The sequence below is a fragment of the Microbacterium sp. ARD31 genome, assembly GCF_031844425.1.
This window is the reverse complement of the sequence record NZ_JAUZVE010000003.1, coordinates 101,719-121,793: the sequence shown is the minus strand read 5'-3', so window position 1 is coordinate 121,793 and position 20,075 is coordinate 101,719. Positions and strand designations below refer to the sequence as shown.

General features: G+C 73.3%; 18 protein-coding genes. 8 read left to right on the top strand and 10 right to left on the bottom strand.

Going from position 1 to position 20,075, the window contains the following annotated elements:
* Positions 1-85: 85 nt before the first annotated feature.
* The 3 genes from Q9S36_RS11045 to Q9S36_RS11035 form a co-directional block, all read right to left on the bottom strand.
* The gene (locus Q9S36_RS11045; protein ID WP_311285186.1) at positions 86-1,066 is read right to left on the bottom strand and encodes a cation transporter; all 981 of its coding nucleotides are present in this window, start codon (positions 1,064-1,066) and stop codon (positions 86-88) included.
* On the bottom strand, positions 1,063-1,542 hold the full coding sequence (locus Q9S36_RS11040) for a transporter substrate-binding domain-containing protein (protein WP_311285185.1): 480 nt from the start codon (positions 1,540-1,542) through the stop codon (positions 1,063-1,065). The genes Q9S36_RS11045 and Q9S36_RS11040 overlap by 4 nt, the downstream gene beginning before the upstream one ends.
* 90 nt (positions 1,543-1,632) lie before the next feature.
* The gene (locus tag Q9S36_RS11035; RefSeq protein WP_311285184.1) at positions 1,633-2,172 is read right to left on the bottom strand and encodes a YaeQ family protein; all 540 of its coding nucleotides are present in this window, start codon (positions 2,170-2,172) and stop codon (positions 1,633-1,635) included.
* A 92-nt stretch (positions 2,173-2,264) separates the two neighbouring features.
* Between Q9S36_RS11035 and Q9S36_RS11030 the strand changes: the two genes are divergently transcribed.
* Positions 2,265-2,636, top strand: coding sequence for a hypothetical protein (locus Q9S36_RS11030; RefSeq protein WP_253034560.1), 372 nt, complete (start codon positions 2,265-2,267; stop codon positions 2,634-2,636).
* The gene (locus Q9S36_RS11025) at positions 2,636-3,445 is read left to right on the top strand and encodes a hypothetical protein (protein WP_311285183.1); all 810 of its coding nucleotides are present in this window, start codon (positions 2,636-2,638) and stop codon (positions 3,443-3,445) included. The genes Q9S36_RS11030 and Q9S36_RS11025 overlap by 1 nt, the downstream gene beginning before the upstream one ends.
* Positions 3,446-3,467: 22 nt before the next feature.
* Here Q9S36_RS11025 and Q9S36_RS11020 read toward each other — a convergent pair whose 3' ends face one another.
* Positions 3,468-3,770 (bottom strand): DUF1540 domain-containing protein, encoded by a 303-nt coding sequence (locus Q9S36_RS11020; protein ID WP_064003688.1) that lies wholly within the window; start codon positions 3,768-3,770, stop codon positions 3,468-3,470.
* A 341-nt stretch (positions 3,771-4,111) separates the two neighbouring features.
* Between Q9S36_RS11020 and Q9S36_RS11015 the strand changes: the two genes are divergently transcribed.
* Positions 4,112-6,571, top strand: coding sequence for a LuxR family transcriptional regulator (locus Q9S36_RS11015; RefSeq protein WP_253034558.1), 2,460 nt, complete (start codon positions 4,112-4,114; stop codon positions 6,569-6,571).
* Positions 6,572-6,803: 232 nt separating this feature from the next.
* Here the strand turns inward: Q9S36_RS11015 and Q9S36_RS11010 are convergent, their stop codons facing one another.
* Both Q9S36_RS11010 and Q9S36_RS11005 read right to left on the bottom strand, forming a co-directional pair.
* Positions 6,804-8,552: a DUF4012 domain-containing protein gene (locus Q9S36_RS11010; protein WP_311285182.1), complete on the bottom strand. Its 1,749-nt coding sequence runs from the start codon at positions 8,550-8,552 to the stop codon at positions 6,804-6,806.
* Positions 8,549-9,202: an LPXTG cell wall anchor domain-containing protein gene (locus Q9S36_RS11005; RefSeq protein WP_311285181.1), complete on the bottom strand. Its 654-nt coding sequence runs from the start codon at positions 9,200-9,202 to the stop codon at positions 8,549-8,551. Before Q9S36_RS11005 ends, Q9S36_RS11010 begins: the two co-directional genes overlap by 4 nt.
* Before the next feature lie 715 nt (positions 9,203-9,917).
* On the opposite strand from Q9S36_RS11005, the gene Q9S36_RS11000 reads away from it, so the two are divergent.
* Positions 9,918-10,532 (top strand): WecB/TagA/CpsF family glycosyltransferase, encoded by a 615-nt coding sequence (locus Q9S36_RS11000; protein ID WP_311285180.1) that lies wholly within the window; start codon positions 9,918-9,920, stop codon positions 10,530-10,532.
* Positions 10,533-10,782: 250 nt separating this feature from the next.
* Here Q9S36_RS11000 and Q9S36_RS10995 read toward each other — a convergent pair whose 3' ends face one another.
* The 4 genes from Q9S36_RS10995 to Q9S36_RS10980 form a co-directional block, all read right to left on the bottom strand.
* The gene (locus Q9S36_RS10995) at positions 10,783-11,964 is read right to left on the bottom strand and encodes a DegT/DnrJ/EryC1/StrS family aminotransferase (RefSeq protein ID WP_311285179.1); all 1,182 of its coding nucleotides are present in this window, start codon (positions 11,962-11,964) and stop codon (positions 10,783-10,785) included.
* Between the two features lie 30 nt (positions 11,965-11,994).
* Positions 11,995-13,062 (bottom strand): Gfo/Idh/MocA family oxidoreductase, encoded by a 1,068-nt coding sequence (locus Q9S36_RS10990; RefSeq protein WP_311285178.1) that lies wholly within the window; start codon positions 13,060-13,062, stop codon positions 11,995-11,997.
* A gap of 534 nt (positions 13,063-13,596) precedes the next feature.
* Positions 13,597-14,844: a glycosyltransferase gene (locus Q9S36_RS10985; protein WP_311285177.1), complete on the bottom strand. Its 1,248-nt coding sequence runs from the start codon at positions 14,842-14,844 to the stop codon at positions 13,597-13,599.
* The gene (locus tag Q9S36_RS10980) at positions 14,844-15,878 is read right to left on the bottom strand and encodes a hypothetical protein (RefSeq protein ID WP_311285176.1); all 1,035 of its coding nucleotides are present in this window, start codon (positions 15,876-15,878) and stop codon (positions 14,844-14,846) included. Before Q9S36_RS10980 ends, Q9S36_RS10985 begins: the two co-directional genes overlap by 1 nt.
* Positions 15,879-16,004: 126 nt before the next feature.
* On the opposite strand from Q9S36_RS10980, the gene Q9S36_RS10975 reads away from it, so the two are divergent.
* From Q9S36_RS10975 to Q9S36_RS10960, 4 genes are read left to right on the top strand one after another with little or no spacing between them, the layout of a single operon-like run.
* Positions 16,005-17,126: a hypothetical protein gene (locus Q9S36_RS10975; protein WP_311285175.1), complete on the top strand. Its 1,122-nt coding sequence runs from the start codon at positions 16,005-16,007 to the stop codon at positions 17,124-17,126.
* Complete coding sequence (locus Q9S36_RS10970) at positions 17,123-18,229, top strand: glycosyltransferase (RefSeq protein WP_311285174.1); 1,107 nt, start codon at positions 17,123-17,125, stop codon at positions 18,227-18,229. Before Q9S36_RS10975 ends, Q9S36_RS10970 begins: the two co-directional genes overlap by 4 nt.
* Entirely contained in the window at positions 18,226-19,215 is a 990-nt protein-coding gene (locus tag Q9S36_RS10965) for a hypothetical protein (protein ID WP_311285173.1), read from the top strand. Before Q9S36_RS10970 ends, Q9S36_RS10965 begins: the two co-directional genes overlap by 4 nt.
* A complete protein-coding gene (locus Q9S36_RS10960; protein ID WP_311285172.1) occupies positions 19,212-20,009 on the top strand; it encodes a galactosyltransferase-related protein in 798 nt (265 codons plus the stop codon). The genes Q9S36_RS10965 and Q9S36_RS10960 overlap by 4 nt, the downstream gene beginning before the upstream one ends.
* Positions 20,010-20,075 lie beyond the last annotated feature (66 nt).

The window sequence follows — 20,075 nt, the reverse complement described above, 5'->3', positions numbered from 1 at the left end:
GGCCACGCTACGGTGCCGCCCATCGCCATCACGGCATGCATCGGCGATCCCCACGGGACTGCCAGGCCCCGCCCAGACTCGGGGGTCAGCTCTCCCCCGAGCGCGCGGACGCCGTCTCGGGGAACCGTTGCACCGGCACGATGACGACGTCGTGCATCTTCCAATCCAGGGCACGGCACTCGGCCTGCGCCTGCTCGATCTCGGCGAGGCGCGGCATCCGTCCCCGTCGCGGCCGGACGAACGCCTCGACGTGGAAGAACTGACCCTGATCGCGGGTGCGGGTGCGTACCTCGTCGACCCAGCGCAGCGACGACAGGTGGTCATGGATCCGGTCGATGTCGGGATGCGGCTTCGCGTCGTCGAAGGTGGTCGCCCGTGTGTCCATGAGGTCGGTGATCGCGCCCTTCGTGTTCTTCACGCCGTCCCAGAGGATGCTGCCCGAGATGAAGATCGCCGCCGCCGCATCCGCCCACCAGATCCCGAGACCGATGCCACCGACCCCGACGATCGAGCCGACCGCCGTCATCCAGTCCGCCTTGTTCATGTCGGCGTCGGCATAGAGCACCTTGTTGTGCAGCTGCCGCGCGAGCCGCATCTTGACCCGTCCGAACCAGATGGGCAGCGGGATCGTCGCCGCCATGACGGCCATCATGAACCAGCCGAGCCACACCGACTGGCCGAACACCTCGACCGAGCCGATGGGCGGGCGCTCGCCGCGGACGAGGGTCAGCGCGGAGTCGACCAGGAGGAACGATCCCATGGCGAACAACGCCACTCCGGCCACGAGGTGGGCGACCCCGACCGAGCGGAAGTAGCCGTAGGGGTAGCGCGGGTTCGCGGCGCGCGCCATCACCCGCACGGCGACGAGGAAGGCGAGGGGCGGGGCGAGCGAGAGCATGTCCTCGACCCACGCGGCGCGCATCGCCTGCGAGCTGCCGGTCACGACGCCGACGACGGGGATCGCGACGGCGAGGAAGGCGATCGTCGCCCACTCCATGCGCACGGCGCTGCGCAGTGCGCGTCGACCGTCGTCGTCGAGGCCGTCCCGGAGCGCGTCGCGCCTCATCCGCGGGCCTCCTCGCGTAGGAACACCTCGAGCTCCATCAGGAACCCGTTCTCGCCCGCTCGCGTCAGCATGACGTGCTTCTCGACCTCGCCCGAGGGACTCGTCGTCTCGCGATACACATCCGTGACCGCCGCGTCATCCTTCCACGGCGTCGCGTCGGTGAGTCCGCCCACGACGACATCGAGGCTCCCGGCGTGGAGCGCGTCGACGAGGACCTCCTCGGTGCCCGCGCGCCACTCGACAGCGGCGCCGTGCCGCGCCGCGAACCGCTCGAGGAGCGCGACCTCGCTTCCGGACGCCCGGCCGTCGCCGGTCGAGGTCCACGGCGGGTTCTCGGTCACCCCCGCCCGCAGCACGCCGCTCTCCGCCACGCGATCCAGCGTGCCGTCGGTGTCGGCGGGTCGGACCCCGCAGCCCACGAGCCCCAGGGCGACGATGAGGGATGCGGCGACGGCCGCCTGCGCTCGACGTGACATCCGAACCTCCTCGGCGTCACCCTAGAGAGGCGCCCGAACCGCCCTCACCGGGGTTGACAGCCGCGCGGTCGACGGAACCGCGGCGGAAGGTCAGCCGACCGGCTGCTCGGCGATCGGCGACGACGACGAGCGCCCGTTGACGTCGAGGTAGAGCTGACGCTCGGTCACGGACACCGTGACGGCGTTGCGTCGCTCGAGAGCGGATGCCGCATCCTCGACGAAGTCCTTCTCGAAGCTGTAGAGCGGGATGTCGGCGCCGCGGTGGATGGTCTTGCCCGCCCACGCCTGGGCCAGGCGGTTCGGCTCGCGGTGCGTGTACACGGCCACGCGGCCGGCCGCCTTGCTGCCGGTGTGGAGTCGCGCGGCATCCGGAGCCCCCACCTCGATCCACGCCGTCAGGCGTCCCGTCGCGTCGCGGACGAGGACGGCCGGTTCATCCGTCGCGGCGATGCCCTCGCTGAACGCGATCCCCTCCTCGTATTCGAGGGAGTACGCGAGCACGCGCAGCAGGACGTTCGCCGCCGTCTCGGACGGGTGCCGCGCGAGACGGAGCGAGAGTTCCTCGTAGACGCCGCGGTCGACGTCGGCGAGTTGCACGGCGAAGGTGTGCATCGTGGATCCGATGGCCATCCGTCGAGCCTAGGCCCGGGATGCCCCGTGACGCGGTCACGGGACATAATGGTCGCATCCCGACCGGCGATCCAGAGCGAGGAGCCACGCGCATGCCGTTCCACAGCCAGGAGATGCTCGAGCAGTGGCTCGAGGAGTTCGCCGCGCTGGGTTACTCGATCAGCGAGCGCGTGAAGGTCATTCCCCAGGACGGCGCCGACGGCCGCGACACGGGCCTCATCGCCCTCAACCTGCTCGACTCGATGACCCTGACCTATCTCCAGCCCGAGCCGCTGGGGTCCATCCACTGGGGCATCACGTTCGAGGCGCGCGAGACCGACCTGAAGATGGATGCCGGGCGCACCCTCGAGCTGTCCGCCGAGCTCGCCATGGTGTCGACCCTCTGCACGTTCCTGCAGACGAAGTCGCTCACAGAGGTCGAGGTCGAAGCCGGCTCGGTCGATCCCGAAGCGCTCGGTCTCTGATGGACGAGAGCCTGCAGTCCGAGCTCCGCGCGCTGCAGGCACGGGCCTACGGCCCGGGCGACGGCCTGGCCGGCGACGACGCCGCGCGCCGGCGGCTGGAAGAGCTCGAAGGCCGTGCGCGGCGGGAGCGGGATCACCCGCCCGTCGTCGACCAAGTGCCCGCATCCGTTCGTGCTTCGACGCCGCACCCCGAGGTTCCCCCGCTGCCGCCGGTCTCCCCCGCGGACGCCGCACGCGCCTTCGCGGCGCCCCCGCGCAAGGCAGAGCGCGCAGCCGACGAACGTGGGCGTCGACGCCTGAGGGGTCTCGCCTGGGTCGGGTCGCTCGCGATGGCGGCGACCCTGGCGGTCGGAGTGACGGCGGCCGTGACGAGCCGTCCGGTGTGGACGGCGGCATCCGTCCCGCCCGGGACCGACATCCGGCACGTCGCGACCCTGACGGAGGATCAGGACCGCGGATGGCCGGACGGATACCTCGGCGGCACCGCCGACGGCGTCGTGTTCGAGTCGATCGGCGAGATCACCCCCGTCGTCGGATCCATGCCGACCGGTACGGGTGTGACCCGGTGCATGCAGTTGCTCCCACCACAGGCGTGGGAGCCCTCGGGCGAAGAGGGCAGCGTGTGGGGCGGATACGGCGGATGCAGCGTCGAGCCGTTCTCCGTCACCGCCACCTTCGTCGTCGGGCCCGAGGCGCCGTCGGCGCTGCGGGAGAGGTTCGCCGAGGGGACGCGCCTGCAGTTCGTGGCCGGCGACGGTGTCATCGAGGTGTTCTCCGCGGACGCGCCGACCGCCGAGGCGACGAACTGACCGCCTCGGCCGTCCGACGTCGTCAGGCCGCCTGGTAGGTGAGGCAGTCGGCGGACTCGGCTCCGGGTCCGACGCGGACAGCAGATGCCGTGCACTCGAGCGACGAGTTGAAGACGCACTCCGAGCGCTGACAGGCGCCGACGTGGCTGACGACCTTGTCGAGTCCACCCTTCGTGCCGAGCGGGATGAAGGTCGCGCACTCGGCATCACCGGGGGCGCCGCCGATCGTCACCGCCGCGGCGTGGCAGTGCGAGTGGTCGTTGTAGGAGCAGCCGAGGGCGTTGCACTCGGACACGCGGGGCAGGTCGTCGAGGGTCATGCTCATGGAAGCCTCCAGGGTCGTGGTGGTTCGAGGGTATTCCGCGACCCCCGGAGGTTGGACAGCCTTAGTCGCGAGAAATCTGCCCGATCAGTCGCCCTTTCGAAGTTAGGTGAGCCTCGCCTCTCGGGGTCGTGACTCAAGGTCCGCCGAGGCGTGCCACAGGCTGTCGACTTCCACATCCGGCACCGCCGAGGAGCGCGGAAATGGTAGATTCCCTGCATTCCGCAGCGCGCGGAAAGCCCGGATCGGACGCTAAACCCGACGCGGGCGACGGGGAACATCGGCGCGAGGTGGTCGGCGCGAGAAAGCGGCGTGCTCGTCCCGACGGAGGGAGAAGGGTACGCATGGCTCTCGCTGCGTTGTCCGCCGACCTTCCGCCCGCCCTCCCGCTGTGGCCTCAGCTCGCGCTCAGCCACGTCGAGAGGGCCCTCTCGGAGCCGGACCGACCGCTGCGCCTCGTCGTCATCGGTCCTGCGGGGTCCGACAAGTCGCCGCTGCTCGCGCAGATCGCCGATCGCCTCCCCACCCTCCCCCACACGCGGATCATCGACGACGGCCATCTCCTCGCCGACGACGAGCTGCACGCGCTGACCGCCTCGCTCGACGACCCGCGTACCGGGCTCATCCTCGCCTGTCGGCCGTCGCCGTGGCCGCCGACCCTGACGGCGCTGATCCGACGGATCGAGCAGTCGCACCCCGCCCTCGCCCTCGGTCAGGTGGACACCGAGGACGTCCTCCGCGCGCTGTCCGCAGCCGGACGCTCGATCGACACCGGCTGCGTCGGCGCGATCGTGCAGATGGCGGCATCCGTCACCTGGCTCGTGAAGGAGGCCCTCTCCGCGCACGGCGACGGCTTCTGCCACGACCACTCCCACGAACGGGTCGCCCGCGCCGTCGGCGAAGTCATCGCCCTGCGGCTGGACACCCTCGACCCCGAGACAGCGCGCATCGTGCGTCTGGCAAGCCTCGCAGGCGACGACCTACCCCCCGCCATCGACGGGGCGGCCACGGAGTCGCTCGCCCGCGGCCACGCCGAGGGACTGTTGCTGCGCGGCGGGCGCCCCGTGCCGATCGTCCGGACGACCGTCGCCCGGATGACCCCCGTCGCCGAGCTCATCGACCTGCTCGACACCGCCCCGCTCTCGCCCCTCGACCCAGAGATCGCCACCTCTCTCGGTGGTCATCTGGACCCGCGATTGGCTCTCGCCCTCCGCAGCCAGGCCGACGAGACGGCCGGCTATGATCCGCTGCGCGCCACGGAGCTCTACGACGCCGCGCTCGCGGCCGGCGACGACGCGCCGCTCATCGCGATCCGCAAGGCTCGGATGGCCTGGCATCGCGGGGATGTCGACGAGGCCGCATCCCTCGTCGACGCCATCGTCCGGGAGGCCACCGGGGACGAGGGCGACGAGGCCCTGCGCATCCTCGGCTCGGCGTGGAGCGCCCGCGGCCTGCTCCGCGCCAGCGCCGCGACCTACCACGCCCAACCGACCACGGACTTCGTCCTGCGTGCGCAGGGTGCGCTCTCGGCCTTCGGCACCGGCGACGCGGGCCCGATGCACGACACGCTCGGCATCGTCGACAGCGGAGTGAGCGGCATCCCGACCACCCTCCACGTCGCCTACGTGAAGCTGCTGCGGGGGCTCGCGGCATCCCTCGCCGCCGCGACGGGCACCGCCTTCAACGAGCTCATCCGGGCCAGCGCGACGTACGGCGATTCGAACGAGCACGGGCCTGTGCCCGAGCTGCCCGCCGTCATCGCGGCGATCGGCGCGATCAACATCGGCGAGCTCGATACGGCCGGCAACCTCCTCGCCGATGCGCTGATGGAGGAGCACGGCGGCCCCTGGGCCCGCTCGCGATTGCTTCTGTGGGCCGCGTGGGTCGCGGTGCACCGGCAGCATCCGGAGGAATCCGCGGCGCGACTCGCCGACGTCGACGCCTCGGCCCTGCCGTTGAGCAGCCGCGAAGTGCTGGTCCGCGACTCGGTCATGCTCGCGCACGTGCGGCGCTACGGGTCGCTCGACGAACTGCGTGCGCTGTGGGAGCGGGTGCGGGACGACGTCCGCCATGTCGAACCAGACCTCTACCTGCTGCACCCGCTGCGCGAGTTCATCGAGACCGCCCCGCTGTTCGACGACTCGGAGCGTGTCCTGCCCGCGATCGAGGCGCTGACGGACATCCTGCGCGGTCTCGGCGACCCGTCGATGTGGTCGACGCCGTTTCACTGGTCGACCTACCATCGGGCGCTGCTCGCACGGGATGCGCATGGACAGGCGCACGCGGCGCGCGCGCTGTCAGCCGCGGCACGCGGCTCCCGTCTCGCCGCCACCCTGTCGGTGGCGGTCGGCGAGTGGTCGCGCAGCCGCGTCGACGACGGCGACATCGATCGCATCGAGCAGATCGCCTCGCGCCTGGCCGAGGTGGGGCTCGCCTGGGAGGGCGCACGGTTGGCGATCTCGCTCTCCGAGCGTTCCCGCGATCGCCGCGCCGGCACGCGCCTCGCCACCTTCGCCCGCGCTCTGCACCCGAACGCCGGACCGGGGGTCTCGGGCAACGACGTGGCCCTCGGCGACAGCGGGCTGTTGAGCGCCCGGGAGCGCGAGGTCGCCGGCCTGGTGCTCAGCGGCATGACGTATGCCGAGATCGGCGAGGCGATCTTCATCTCACCTCGGACGGCCGAGCACCACATCGCGCGCATCCGCCGCCGGCTGGGCGCGACCTCGCGCACCGACCTCATCGCGAAGCTGCAGGCGATCGTCGGCACCGACGACGGCGCGACCGACGCGGGCGGCAGCCGCTGACGAGGACCGCTCGAGAAGGGCGGACCCCCTCCGGCCAGTTCAGTGGGGACTGCGGCGGGAGAGGGTCCGCGAAACCATCCAGGTCGCCGGAGACGCGCAAGTTTGGGGACAGTACGCGTCGAGACCGCTTGGGGAACGGTTCGGCAACCGATGGGGGATGGCTCTCACATGCTAAAGGAAAGCGCACCGCCGGAACAGGCATGACGCCGGATCTTGAGGTGAACGACGAGGATCAGGCGGCCGGACAACCGATCCCACCCGAGCGGACGTCGACGGGAGCGAGGAGCGGCGTGTGCAGAAGCCGTGGCTCCGCACCGTCCGTCTTCACGTCGGGACCGGCCACGAATCGGAAGGTCAGCACGTCGGATCCTCCCGGCGACAGCTCGACGCGATGGGTGACCGAGAGACGACCGTCGTCCTGCGCATCGACGGATGCGACGGGCGCGCCGTCGAGCGTCACGCCGCCGGCGAACCAGCCGCGCGGCGTCACGACCGTCACCGTGGGCGCGATGTTTCCCGCCTTCACGCCGTAGGCCCCGCCGCCGGTGACACTGAGGGGCAGCGACGACGCATCCGCCGCCGCCAGGGTGTTCCCCAGGTCGACCACCACCTCGACCTCCCGCAGGCCGTCGGCGCGACAGACACCCGAGCGGGTCTCCAGCCCGACGGTCAGGTAGGGCGTGAGCTTGCCTCCGGTGGCATCGTTGAAGTACACGGCGAACGCATCCGGACCGGCCGCGTCGAGGCGGGCGAGCGGACCGGCGAACGCCGTGCCGGCGAGAACCGCCTGCTGCTCCGCGTCGCGGCTCCAGATCGAGATGCGCCCCTCCTCGACGACGCCGGCGAGCGCGGTGACCAGCGTCAGCGGGCGTGCGCGCTCGGTCACCGCCGCGAAGACGGCCCCCGCGGCATCCGCGAAGTACCGGCTCTGCGCGTCCTGATCGAGGGTGCGGTACGGCTCGACGAGCAGCCGGTAGATCGCGTTCGACTGATCGAGCGCACCCGATCGCGTCTCGACGGGGCCGACCGCCTTCAGGATCGCTGCGAGGACGACGGGGTCCATCGACACCACGACATCGGGGGCCGACCCGCCCGATCTCTGCCACCACGCGGCGGCGAGGTTCGCCGTGACACGGAAGTCCGCGGTCATCGACGTGTTCTGCACGTACCGACCGATGCCGTCCCCGAGCGCTCGGACCTCGGCGGCAGGCACGGCGGCGAGCGGCTTGTCGGACGGCGAGAAGTCCGACGAGTCGCGCTGGGCTTCGAGCGAGAGCATGCCGTCCCTCGCCCGGAGTTCGAGGAACGTCCCGGTGATGCCGCCGCCGGTACGCAGTTCGGCGGTGTTCTGGAGGACGATGAGGATGCGACGGTCGCCGTCGGCCCCGAGCATCGCCGGGACCAGCTCGGCAGCCTGCGCGGCTCCGTCCATCGCCGTCCGGAGATCGTCGACGGCATCGGTCACGCGCTCGACGCCGTCGGCGAGCCGGGGGATCAGGGCGGTACGGTCGATGCCCGCCAGATCGCGCGCGATGTCGTCCTGCGTGGCGGCCGCCCGACTCAGCGCCGGGGCGGCCTCGCGCAGGGCGTGGACCGCGGCGGGGGCGTCGGCATCCGTCAGCCGCCGCGCCGTCTCGAACATCGTCGGCGCGACCTCCTCGCCCATTCGGACGATCGCGGTCGCCGCGCGACGCGCCGCCGAGAGATTCGCCCCCACCCTCGGGATCGCTTCGGCGGCGGACCAGACCGGATCGTCGGGGATCGCCGGCGCGATCTCGGCGACGAGTCGGGATGCCGCGCGTTCAGCTCCGTCGATGTCGCCCTCGGCGACGACCGTCGTGGCGACGGCGGCATCCTCCGTCGCAGCGGTCATGGCCTGCTGCAGGTCCCAGGCGGATCGCCCGACATGGACGACGGCGACCACGGCGCCGAGGAGGAGGAGAGCGCCGGCGACCCAGAGGAGTCGACGGCGCCTCGTCACGACTCGACCCGGCGGCGGCGAGCGATCAGGAAGAGCCCTCCGGCGACGGCGGCGGCGCCACCGACGGCGGCCGCGATGGGCCACTGCCCGCCCGTGAATGCCAGGGTTCCGGGAGTGCCGCTCGAGGCGACCCCCGTCGGCGTGGCGCACGTGTCGGAGTAGCCCGGGTAGGCCAGCGGCACGGCGATGCTCTCGTCGCCGACGCGCAGCTGGGCGGTCACGGCCCCCGTGGTCCACGCGGCTGCGTCGTCGCGCGGGGTCCACTGATCGCCGGAGCGCACCCAGCCGGGAAGGGCCTCGACGGTGCCGTCGCCGTCGACCTCGACGCCCGGCCAGAGCACGGTGCCGTGCCCTTCACCGGCGTCGTCCACCGTGAGCGGCACCGAGAGCTGGTGACCGTCCCCGAAGATGACGAGCTCGGCGGACGGCGCCGACGCGGTACGTGCAGCCGCCGATGCATCCACACGGACGATCGAGTAGTCGATCGCCGGTGCCTGGTGGACGCACAGCGACTGCACGACCGACCCGTTCAGTCCCGACTCGTCGGGAGTGTTCGGGACGTACGACCCGTCGGCCGCGAATGCCGGTGCCGAGCCGGCACCGACGATGACGGCGCCCACGATCGCGGCACGCCAAAGTTCCCCCCACATGTCTGCCTCCCCAAAGGCGACGAGGCGGCGCCTCGGATGGGCGCTCGCTCGTTCTTCAGCCGCCACGTTACCGCCGGTGCCGCCGGCGGACCTCCCGTGTTCTGCCCCGCAACCCCCTAATCCTCCTCCCTACTTGTCCCCCATCTGGGGGACAGGAGATTAGGTTCGTCCCCCTATTGGTGGACACCGTCGTCACCTGTAGCGTCTCCGATATCGCCGCCGCAGAGGCTTTGGGGAGTCGACACGGCACATGGCGGCAGCAGATGGAGTGGGGGCGAGCTTGGGGGCCGTACCCATATCTGCCTGGGCTCTTCGTACGTCTTCGTTCGCGCATCGAACTCGTGCGAAGAGCCCTTATTCCGCACACCGTATGGGGCGGTGGGCGGGGTTTTCTGGGGGAAGAGAAAGAGGGTGCGCCGAGGGGTCGGTGCATCGAGCGGTGTCGCTGGGGGGCGGCGCCGCACACGCGGAATCGCGGATCGGATCCGCACATCGGGGGACGCGAGCCACACTTGCGTCGATGTTTTTCGGGGGATGGAACGTTCATGGGGACAGAACGGAACAGGGGTGCGCGTCTGCGTGACGCGCTCGTCGATCCGACGAGACCATCGGTGCGCGAGGCACTCCGGGGCCCGCGTGATCGCCGCCGGAGCCGTGGCCGCACCACGGTCTCCGGCGGCATCACCCCGACCGCGAGGGCGGTCCGCTGATGCACATGCGCCTTGTTGCGCCCGCGCCGCACTCCGCAGCTGTCGCTGAGCGCCGCACCCCGTCGCCGGCATCGCCCGTCGCCCCGTACCCTGCTGAGGGCCTGCGCGAGCGCTCGACGCCCGGCGGTCTGACGCCCGGCGCCCTCCTGGAGCATGCCGACGCGGCACACTGGCGCGTCGCCGTCGTCGGCGGCTCACCCGCCCAGCGCGAGGAGCTTCACCGGCGCATGGTCGCCGACCGACCCGGCGTGGCCCTCATCGGCCACTGGACGCCGGTGCACACCGCGATCCGATCGCGGGAGACCTCCCTCGACATCGCCGAACAGATCCGGCACGCCGAGGCCGACCTCGTGGTCGTCTGCCTGCAGACGCACCGGCAGACGGACTGGATCGGCACCTACGGCCAACTGACGGGCGCACGCGCCCTGATCGCTGTGGACGCACTCGGCGATCTTCTGACCGATCGAGTCCCGCGCATCCTTGCCGACGGCGCGCGCGGACGACTCGACAAGATGTGGCGGCTCGCGCTCGAGCCGAAGCGATGGGCGAAGCGGTACCTCGTCGAGGGACCCCCGGCCTCCCAGGCCGTCCGCCGATCCTCGGCTCCTCATGACGCGTGAACCGTCACCCGCACGCGGGCACGGCCGGACCTCCCCCCCGTCCGTCCGTGCCCGCCTGGTGGATCAGCCGGCGCGGCCCGAGCGCCGGCTCTTCCACGACCGCTCTGCCGCCTGGGCGCGCCACGGACCGTCAGCCCGCGACGCACCGCGGCGCCCGGCGCTGAGCGGGATGCCCCAGCTCAGCGACCGCAGCGCGCAACGCCTCGCTCAGCGACCCGCAGCGCCTCGCTCAGCGACGGCAGCGCCTCGCTCAGCGACCCGTGCGCGTCACCGTCTGCGCGTTCGCGAGCGCGGGTGCGCCCGGGTCGTGCAGGATCGCCACGATCTGATCCTGTTGCGCGACCGTGAGCGTGCGCGAGACGGGCAGGGCGAGTGTGCGATCGGCGAACCGCTCCGACCCGGGAAGCCCGTCGGGAGGTGTCAGCGCACGGTACGGCGCGTGGCGGTGGATCGCCGAGCCGCCCCGTCGCACGGCGATGCCGGCGGCGGCGAGCGCGGCGAGCAGTCCGTCGCGGTCGACCGGATACGCGTCCTCGACCTCGACCCAGAACGATCCGACGTTGCCCGTTCCCCACGCGGGGTCCGCCGCGAGACGTAGCCCCCGCACGTCCCGGAGCCCGTCGCGGTACCGGTCGGCGATCTGCCGACGGCGGCGCACGATCTCGGGCAGGCGACCGAGCTGAACGATCCCCACGGCGGCCTGCAGGTCGGTCAGGCGCGAGTCCCCACCCACCTCCCGGTACTCCTCCGCCGGCGGCACCGAGCCGGGATGCGGATCGGCGGACGGGGTGATCATGCCGTGCTCGCGCAGCCGCCGCGCCCGCGCCGCCCAGGCAGCGTGCGTCGTGGTGAGCATGCCGCCGTCACCCGTCGTCAGGATCGCGCGGCCGTCGAACGACCAGGTGGCGATCTCGGCCGCGGCACCGACGGGGCGGCCGCGACAGGTCGAGCCCACACCGCCGGCCGTGTCCTCGATGACGACGATCCCGAGCGGGTCCGTGACGTCGCGGATGCTCTGCAGGTCGACGGGAGAGCCCCCGTGGTCCGCGACGATGACCGCGGTCGTCGTCGGGGTGAGGGCACGCTCGACCATGGCAGCGGTCGCGGTCCCGGTGACCGGATCGACGTCGGCGAACACCGGTGTCGCCCCTACCGAGCGCACGGCGTTCGCGGTGGCGATGAATGCCAACGACGGGACGACGACGTCCTCGCCGGGCCGCACCCCTGCGACGAGCAGGGCGAGATGCAGGGCGTCGGTGCCGTTGGCGGTCGCGACGGCGTAGTTCGCGTCGACGAGACCGGCGAAGTCCTGCTCGAAGCGCGCCACCCTCGGGCCCTGCCCCACCCAGCCGCTCGCGATGACCTCGGCGACCGCGTTCAGCTCGGCCTGGCCCAACCAGGGGGCGTCGACGCCGATCTCCCACTCAGCCATGGTGGGCCCGCCCGTGGCGGCGCGACCGGCTCATGCCGCCACCACGGCAGAGGAGCGGGCGTGCGGGATCGGATGCGGCGCACCGAAGGCCGCCAGGCTGCCCGCGGCGGCGTCGAGGATCGACAGCACCCGGAGCCCGGACGCGCCACTCGTGCGCGAGGCGCGCTTCTCACGGATCGCGGCGGCGAACTCGCTCACGACGAGCGTGAGCGCCTCCCGCTCCTCGAGCGCCGGCGCGCGCGTCGCGCCCGCCCGGTACGGGATGCTGACCTCCCGTCGCTCCTTCGCGGTCGCGCGCGAGATCGATGCGACGTCCGCGCCGCGGTCGTACATGGTGAGCCGCTGCTGCGTGTTCAGGTCGTCCCACACCAGGGTGTGGCGGGTGCCCCCGATCACCATGCGGCGCGTACGGGTCGGGCTCAGCCAGTTGACGTGCACGTGCGCCATCGCCCCGCCCGCGAGCGGCATCGCGAGGTGGCCGATGCACGACTTGCCGGTGTTCAACGGGTCGGATCCGTGCGCCGACACCGAGGTCGCCCGCAGGCCACCCGGCAGCACGAAGTCCATGATCGACAGGTCGTGCGGAGCGAGGTCGCGGAAGACGTCCACGTCGGGCTGCACGAGACCGAAGTTGATGCGCACGCTGTCGATGAACAGGATGTCGCCGAGCTCGCCGCTCGCGATCAGCTCACGCATCTTCAGCACCGCGGGCGTGTAGCAGGACGTGTGGTCGGCCATCAGCACGAGGCCGCGTTCGGATGCCCGCCCGACCATCTCCTCGCCGCGCTGCTGGGTGTCGGCGAGCGGCTTCTCGACCAGCACGTGCTTGCCGGCCTCGAGCGCGGCCATCGCGATCTCGTGATGGGTCGATGCGGGCGTCGCGATCGCGATGGCGTCGATCTGCGGGTCGGCCAGCACGGAATCGAGCTCGGGGACGACCCGGGCACCGCCCACGGCGTCCGCGGCGCGGCGCGCGCGGTCGATGTCGAGGTCGCAGATGGCGGCGAGGCTCCACTCACGGCTGGCACGCAGCGTGCGCGCCAGGGTCGGCCCCCAATATCCCGCGCCGATCACGGCGACATTCAGTCGTCTCTTCACTTCGTCCCCCGGATTCCCCCCACGGATCACGCTCCCCACGAGCGCCCCCCGACGGCTGCTGCCGTCCACCGGTGGGGGCGATCGCCGCCGCACCGGTGTCGTCTCGCGGCGACCCTTCGAGGGCCGTCCGCGATGTCATGTGCCCGCACTGCGGTCGCCGAGCGAGCGCAGAGCTGCGGAAGTGTTTCGGAGCGCTCCGTCAGTCGGATGGCGACGCGCGGCGCTCGCAGGACCGGGGCGGCGTACGGCGTCCGGACGGCCGTGGCAAGGCGCGGTCGCGCGGTGGTCGCACGCGCGTCGATGCGCGTCGGACCCGTCCGGTGTACGCCGAGTGTCCCCGCAGTCCCCATGCTCTCCCCCGCAACGCCCACACCCCGAGCAAGAGGTGCGGACGGTAGACCGGCGCCGTCGACGATCCCACTCGTCGCCGTTGTGCTCGCCTCCCCAGGCGGGCACGACCGGTGTCCCCGCGGCTATGAAACCAGACGGGGGCGGCGGGCACAAGGCGACCCGCTCTGTGAATCCCGTGGGTGTTCAGCCCCACCCGCCGAGGTACGCGGCGACATCGGGCTCGCCGACCAGCGCGCGCACTGCGTCCGCGGTCTCCGTCGTGCGGGGGAACAGGTCGTCCCGCTCCCAGCGCGCCTCGCGCGCCGCGGCCCGGAGGGAACGGATGCGGAGGAGCACCGCGCCGTCCTCACCGGTGAGGCTCGCGACGCCGAGGCCCTCCTGGACGACCCGCTCCACGACCGCGTGAAGGCCCGCGGCCGCGCGGACCGGTCGCACGATCTCGAGGTGCAGCCGCACCCGATCGAGCACGCCGCGCCCTGCCGCCAGGTCCGCGGCGTCGACGGCGGCGGATCCGGGCACCGCCGCCACGACGGAGTCGACGCTCACGAACGCGGCGGCTTCCGAGGCGCCCTCCGGCGCGGTCACGGCGATGTCGACCCGCATAGTCGGCAGCCCGCGGGGTCGCGAGCACGGCACCGGGATCAGCTCCGACAGCAGCATCGCCTCGGCGTTCCGGTCCGCCTGGCCCGTCCCCTCGCGCGCACCCGCATCCGGACCGTCGTGCCACGCCACCGCGGACGGCACGTGCGCGAGCACCGCTCCCCGCAGCCACGCGCGGTATGTCCACTCCCAGTCCTCCCCGCCGTAGGCCCGGAATGACTCGTCGAAACCGCCGGCGGCCGCGAACATCGTCCGCGAGCACGCGAGCACGGCGCCGATCGTATGGCGGTAGCTGCGGTCGTCGGCGTCGAGCAGATCGCGCGACCACCGGTAGGCGTCGGCGAGCCATGCGGGCTCGGGGAGCTCCCGCCCCGCGACGACCCCGCGCACGTCGGCGACGGCGGGAGCGTCCGCGAGGTCGGCGTGGCGCCGTCGCCCGACCGCGACGACGTCCGGGGCGAGCCCGGGCATCCGCGTCAGTTCTCGGACGAAGCCGGGCTCGGGGACCGTGTCGGCGTCGAGGAAGACGAGCACCTCCCCCGTCGCGTGCGCCGCGCCGAGGTTCCGCACCGCGGCGAGGCGGAATCCCTCGTCGGCCTGCCGGACGAGCCGGACGCCCGCCGGCACCCGCGGCGGCACGGCCGAGCCGTCGTCCGCGACGATCACCTCGAGGCGGTCTCGGGGGTGGTCCTGGCCGGCGAGGGCCGCGAGGCACCGCGCCAACTGCGCGGGCTGCTCGTAGTGCGCGACGACGACCGAGACGGTGGGTGTCGCCTCCCGTCCGTCCAGCAGGTCCCAGCGGTTGCCCGGCAGGGCGATACCCTCCGGCATCAGGCCGCCCACCAGGCGAGGTACGACGCGGCGACGTCGTCGAGCGTCGGCGCGAGCGAGGCACCGGGAGCCAGCCGCGTCGACGTCGGATCGAGCCAGGCGTCCACGAGGCGGGCGGCGAGCTCGTCGGGGGCGTAGCGGGCGAGCGTGCCGGGGCGGAGCGCATCCATCTCGGCGGCGTAGCGCGAGTCGACGACCAGCGGGCGGCGGCCCGCCTCGACCCAGTCCAGCATCGACCGCGAGGCCGACACGTGCTCGTGTGCCGCGAGGGGGATGCCGGGGGCGAGCAGCTCGGCGGCGAAGGCGTCGTCGCCCAGGAATCCGGTGACCTCGAACGCGACGCCGAGCTCGGCGGCATCCGCCCGCAACCGGACGACGTCCTCCTCGTGGCCGCGCGACGGCGCGCCGATCGCGCGCACCGCGACGTCGCCGACGTCCTCGCCCCGGCGGAGGAGCTCGTCGGCGGCCCGGGCCGCCGCGACCACGGCGGGACGGTGACCCTTTCCGGGGTAGACGAAGCCGGCGATGAGGACGCGCAGGTCGCGCGTCGCCTCGCCGGGGCGCGACGGCGGGATGCCGGTGCGCGCCCCGAGCGCGATCGCCTCGGCGCGGGTGACCCCGGGCAGGGACTCGTCCATGAGCAGTTGCTCGTGACGACTGTTGACGGCGACCCGGCTGGCCGCGGCGACCATCCGCGCGTAGGCGGCGCGGCGGCGCTCGAACATCGTGCCGTCGGAGGGCTGGGGCACGTCGTGGAGCGTGAGGGTCAGCCGCACCCGCTCGGCCCAGCGTTCGACGACGTCCGCGGCGTCCTCGGGCGTGCTGCCGAAGAGGCGGTCGGTGGCGTGGAGGTGCACGCGCGCACCCGCGTCGAGCCCGGCGAGCGCCCGGTCGCCGGCGGCGACGTCCGCGACGCGCACCGTCCGCGCGCCGGGACGGAGGGCCCCGACGGCGCGGGCGACATCGTCGCCGTACCGCGTGACACCGTGCCCCTCCGGACCGAGGACGAGCAGGAGCGGAGGCGCAGAGATCACCCGGCATGGTTATCCGCCCGGGGGAGCGAGGTCAAGCCCCCTCGATCCGACGCATGACGCGCCTACGGTCGGGGCGTTCCCGCGCACCCACTTCTCGGTCGGCGCGACGCCGTCAAAGGGAGAACAGTGGACACGAGCACGCCGATCGTCGCCCCCGCGGGTGCGGAGAGGACCGGAGCGATCACGATCGTCTCGGTCCCCGCCGGCCACCCGTACGTCCGGCAGACGACGGCGGATCCGCGTGTGAGCGTGCTCCCCGACCCCGTCGCCCCCGGAGCGGACCCCGCGGTGTGGTGGCCGCCCGCCGCCCTCGACCCGACCTGGATCCGTGCGCACGCCGATGCCGCATCGCTCCTCCACATCCACTTCGGCACCGAGTCGTTCCCGCCCGGACACCTGACCGCGTGCCTCGAGGCCGCCCACGCCGTCGGCTGGCCCGTCGTCTACACGCTGCACGACCTCGAGCACCCACAGCTGGCCGACGACTCGGGCTACCTCGCCCAGCTCGACGAGCTCATGGCGGGCGCCGACGCGGTCACGACCCTCACGGTCGGCGCCGCCCGCGCGGTGCGCGAGCGCTGGGGCCGGCTCGCGACCGTCATCCCGCATCCGTCGGTCCTGCCGCGATCCGCCACGATCGAACCGGCGCTCGGCGCGGTCCGCGTCGTCGGCGTGCACCTGAAGGACCTCCGGCCGAGCGTCGACGGGCCGGGCACGGTCCGGGCGCTGGAGGCCGCGCTCACCGCCCTGCGCGACGCGGGCCACGACGTCCGCGGCGAGGTGCGTCTGCACCGTCGGGTGCGGGACGCGGATGCCGCAGCCGAGGTGCGCGCGCTGTGCGCGGCATCCGCTGTCCTCGACCTCGTCGAGCACGAGCGTCTCGCCGACGACGAGCTGTTCGCGGCCCTCGCGAGGCTCGACGCGTGCGTGCTGCCCTACCGGCACGGCACGCACTCGGGATGGCTCGAGCTGTGCTGGGACCTGGGCGTCCCGGTCGCCGCCCCGCGGATCGGGTTCTTCGCCGAGCAGCACGCCGACGACACGGTCGCCTCGTTCGCGCCCGGCGACGCCGCGAAGCTCGCGCAGGCCCTCGCCGGCCTGTGGGTCGCCCCGTCGGCGCGTCCGGCGAGCGCCGCGCGCGACGCCCTCGTCGACGAGCGCCGGGCGCTGCGCGCCGTGACGGATACCGCGATCGCCGAGCGTCACGCGGAGCTCTACCGGCACCTGCTCGAGAGCCGCACCGCGTGAGCGCCCGTCCGCTCCGCATCGTCGTGATCGCCCCGCTGCGCTTCCCGATCCGGCGCCCGCACGCGGGCGGTCTGGAGTCCGCCGTCTGGGCCGAGGTCGACGCGCTCCGCGGCCGCGGGCACGAGGTGACCTTCATCGCCCCCGAGGGGTCGGACTTCCTGCCCGACGAGGCGGCATTCCGGCTGCCGCCGGTGGTGTGGCCGGGCGATGCCGCACCGACCGACAAGACGTGGCCCGAGAGCTACCACCGCGAGAGCGCCCCGGCGCTCGACCGTGCGCTCAGCGTGATCGCCCGCCATCCCGGGCGGTACGACGTCGTCTCGAACCACTGCCTCGACCCCCTGCCGCTGCGCCGCGCGAACACCCTCGGCGTGCCGATGGTGACGACCCTGCACACGCCGGTCGACGCCGCCGCCGTGGCCGCCCACGTCGCCGCGGGAGGGGCGGGGTCGCGGTTCCTCGCGGTGAGTTCGCACACGAAAGGGCAGTGGGATGCCGCGGGTGTGCCCTCGGAGCTGTTGCCGAACGGCGTCGACCCGGCCGCGTGGCCGCTCGGCCCCGGGGGCGACGACCTCGTGTGGTTCGGCCGGATCGTCCCCGAGAAGGCACCCCACGTCGCCGTCGAGGTCGCGCGCCGGCTCGGTCGCCGCCTCGTGATCGCCGGCCGGATCGGCGACGAGTCGTACGCGCGCGAGGTGCTCCTGCCGGGCGTCCACGGCGCGGTCGAGTACGCCGGCGAGCTCTCGCCCGGACCGCTCGCGGAGCTCGTCGGGCGGAGCGGGCTCGCCCTGGCGACCCCTGCCTGGGCCGAGCCGTTCGGGCTGGTCGGACCCGAGGCGCTCATGTGCGGCACGCCGGTGGTGGGGTTCGCGGTCGGCGGCGTTCCCGAGATCGCGGCCGCGACGATGGGGATGCAGCTCGTGGCGCCCGGCGACGTCCTCGCGATGACCGAGCGGGCCGCGGCCGTGCTGCCGAGCGGGAAGGATGCCGCGTTCCGTGCCGTCGTGCGCGAGACGGCGGAGCGCCGTTTCTCGCTCGACGCGCGCATCGACGCCCTCGAGGCCACGTTCGCGCGGATGCTCGCGACGGAGACCGCCGCGTGACCGGGCGGACGCCCCGGCTCGGCTGGTACGTGCACCACCACGGCCGCGGGCACCTGACCCGGCTGCTCGCGATCGCACCGCACCTGGATGCCGAGGTCGACGCCGTCAGCAGCCTCGCGGCGCCCGCGGGCCTGCCGTCCGGCTGGACCTGGACCGTACTCGACCGCGACGACGACGGCGGCCCGCCGATCGACCCGACGGTGGACGGGATGCTGCACTGGGCCCCGATCGGGCACGTCGGGCACCGCACCCGCCTCTCGGTCATCGCTGCCGCCGCGGCGGAACGGCACTGGGACGGGATGGTCGTCGACACCTCGGTCGAGGTGACGCTGCTCGCGCGCCTGCTGGGGCTGCGGACCGTCGTCGTCACGCAGCCGGGTCACCGCATCGATCGGCCGCACCTGCTGGGATTCGCCGCCGCCGACACCGTGATCGCACCGTGGGCCCGCGGCATCCTCTCGCCCCCGCACCTCGAGGCGCTCGGCGACAAGGTCGTGCACACGGGCGGGATCAGCCGTTTCGCCGCGCGGGCCGCGGACGGGCCACGCTCGGACGAGGTGGTGCTGCTCGCGAGCGGGGGGAGCGTCGGGCCGGCCGCGATCCGGGATGCCGAGAAGGCCACCGGCCGGCCGTGGCGGGCGCTCGGGGACGGCGCGTGGGCCGACGATCCGTGGCCGGTGCTGGCGACCGCGGGCGTCGTCGTGTCGTGGGCCGGCCAGAACGCGGTCGCCGATCTGGCGGCGGCCCGGGCGTCGGCGGTCGTGATCCCGCAGGACCGGCCGTTCGACGAGCAGCGCGAGACGGGACGCGCGCTCCGGCGCGCGGACCTCGCGCAGGTCGAGGACTCGTGGCCGACCGCGGAGCAGTGGCCCGACCTGATCGAGCGGGCGGCGACCGCGCGGCCGGAGTGGGAGCGCTGGGAGGTCGCGGGGGCGCCGCAGCGCGCCGCCGCCGCGATCACCGACACGATGCGCGGTCGGCGATGAGCGTCGCCGTCGTGAGCCTGTGCTCGAGCCCCCGGCTCGCGCACCTGCGGGTGCAGTTGCGGGCCCTCGCCGGAGCACCCGACGTGCGTCGTGTCGTGGTGTGGATCGGGGACGAGGATCCACCCGATCTGGACGCCGAGACCGTGCTGCGGGTCCCGCCCGGCGCGGACGGGCTGCGCCTCGCCGCCGCCCGGAACGCGGGCGCGGCCGCCGCCGACGGCGCCGACCTGCTCGTCTTCCTCGACGCGGACTGCGTGCCCGGCCCGGATCTCGTGCGTCGCTATCGGGAGGCCGCCGTCCGTCACCCGGACGCCGTGCTGTGCGGGCCGGTGACGTACCTCGCCGAGGGGGTGTCGGCATCCGACTCGGCGCAGCTCGCCGCGCTCACCTCCCCCCACCCGGCGCGGCCGATGCCGCCGGACGAGGCGGAACGGACCGCGACGGCCGGCGAGTACCCGCTGTTCTGGTCGCTGTCGTTCGCGCTCTCCCCCGCGACGTGGCGACGGATCGGGGGCTTCGACGAGGCGTACGAGGGGTACGGCGGCGAGGACACCGACTTCGCGTTCCGGATGCGCGAGCACGAGGTGCCCCTCGTGTGGACGGGTGGCGCCCACGCGTACCACCAGTACCACCCGACGACCTCGCCGCCCTGGCAGCACCTCGACGACATCCTCCGCAACGGGGCGCTGTTCGCCGCGCGCTGGGGCGAGTGGCCCATGACCGGCTGGCTCGACGCGTTCGAGCGGGGCGGCGCGGTGACGCGGGATGCCGCGGGCTGGCGCCGCGTGCCCTAGAAGCCCTCGACCGCAGCCGTCGAGGGTGACGTTGATCGAGTACCGGAGGGGGCGCACAGCGCGACC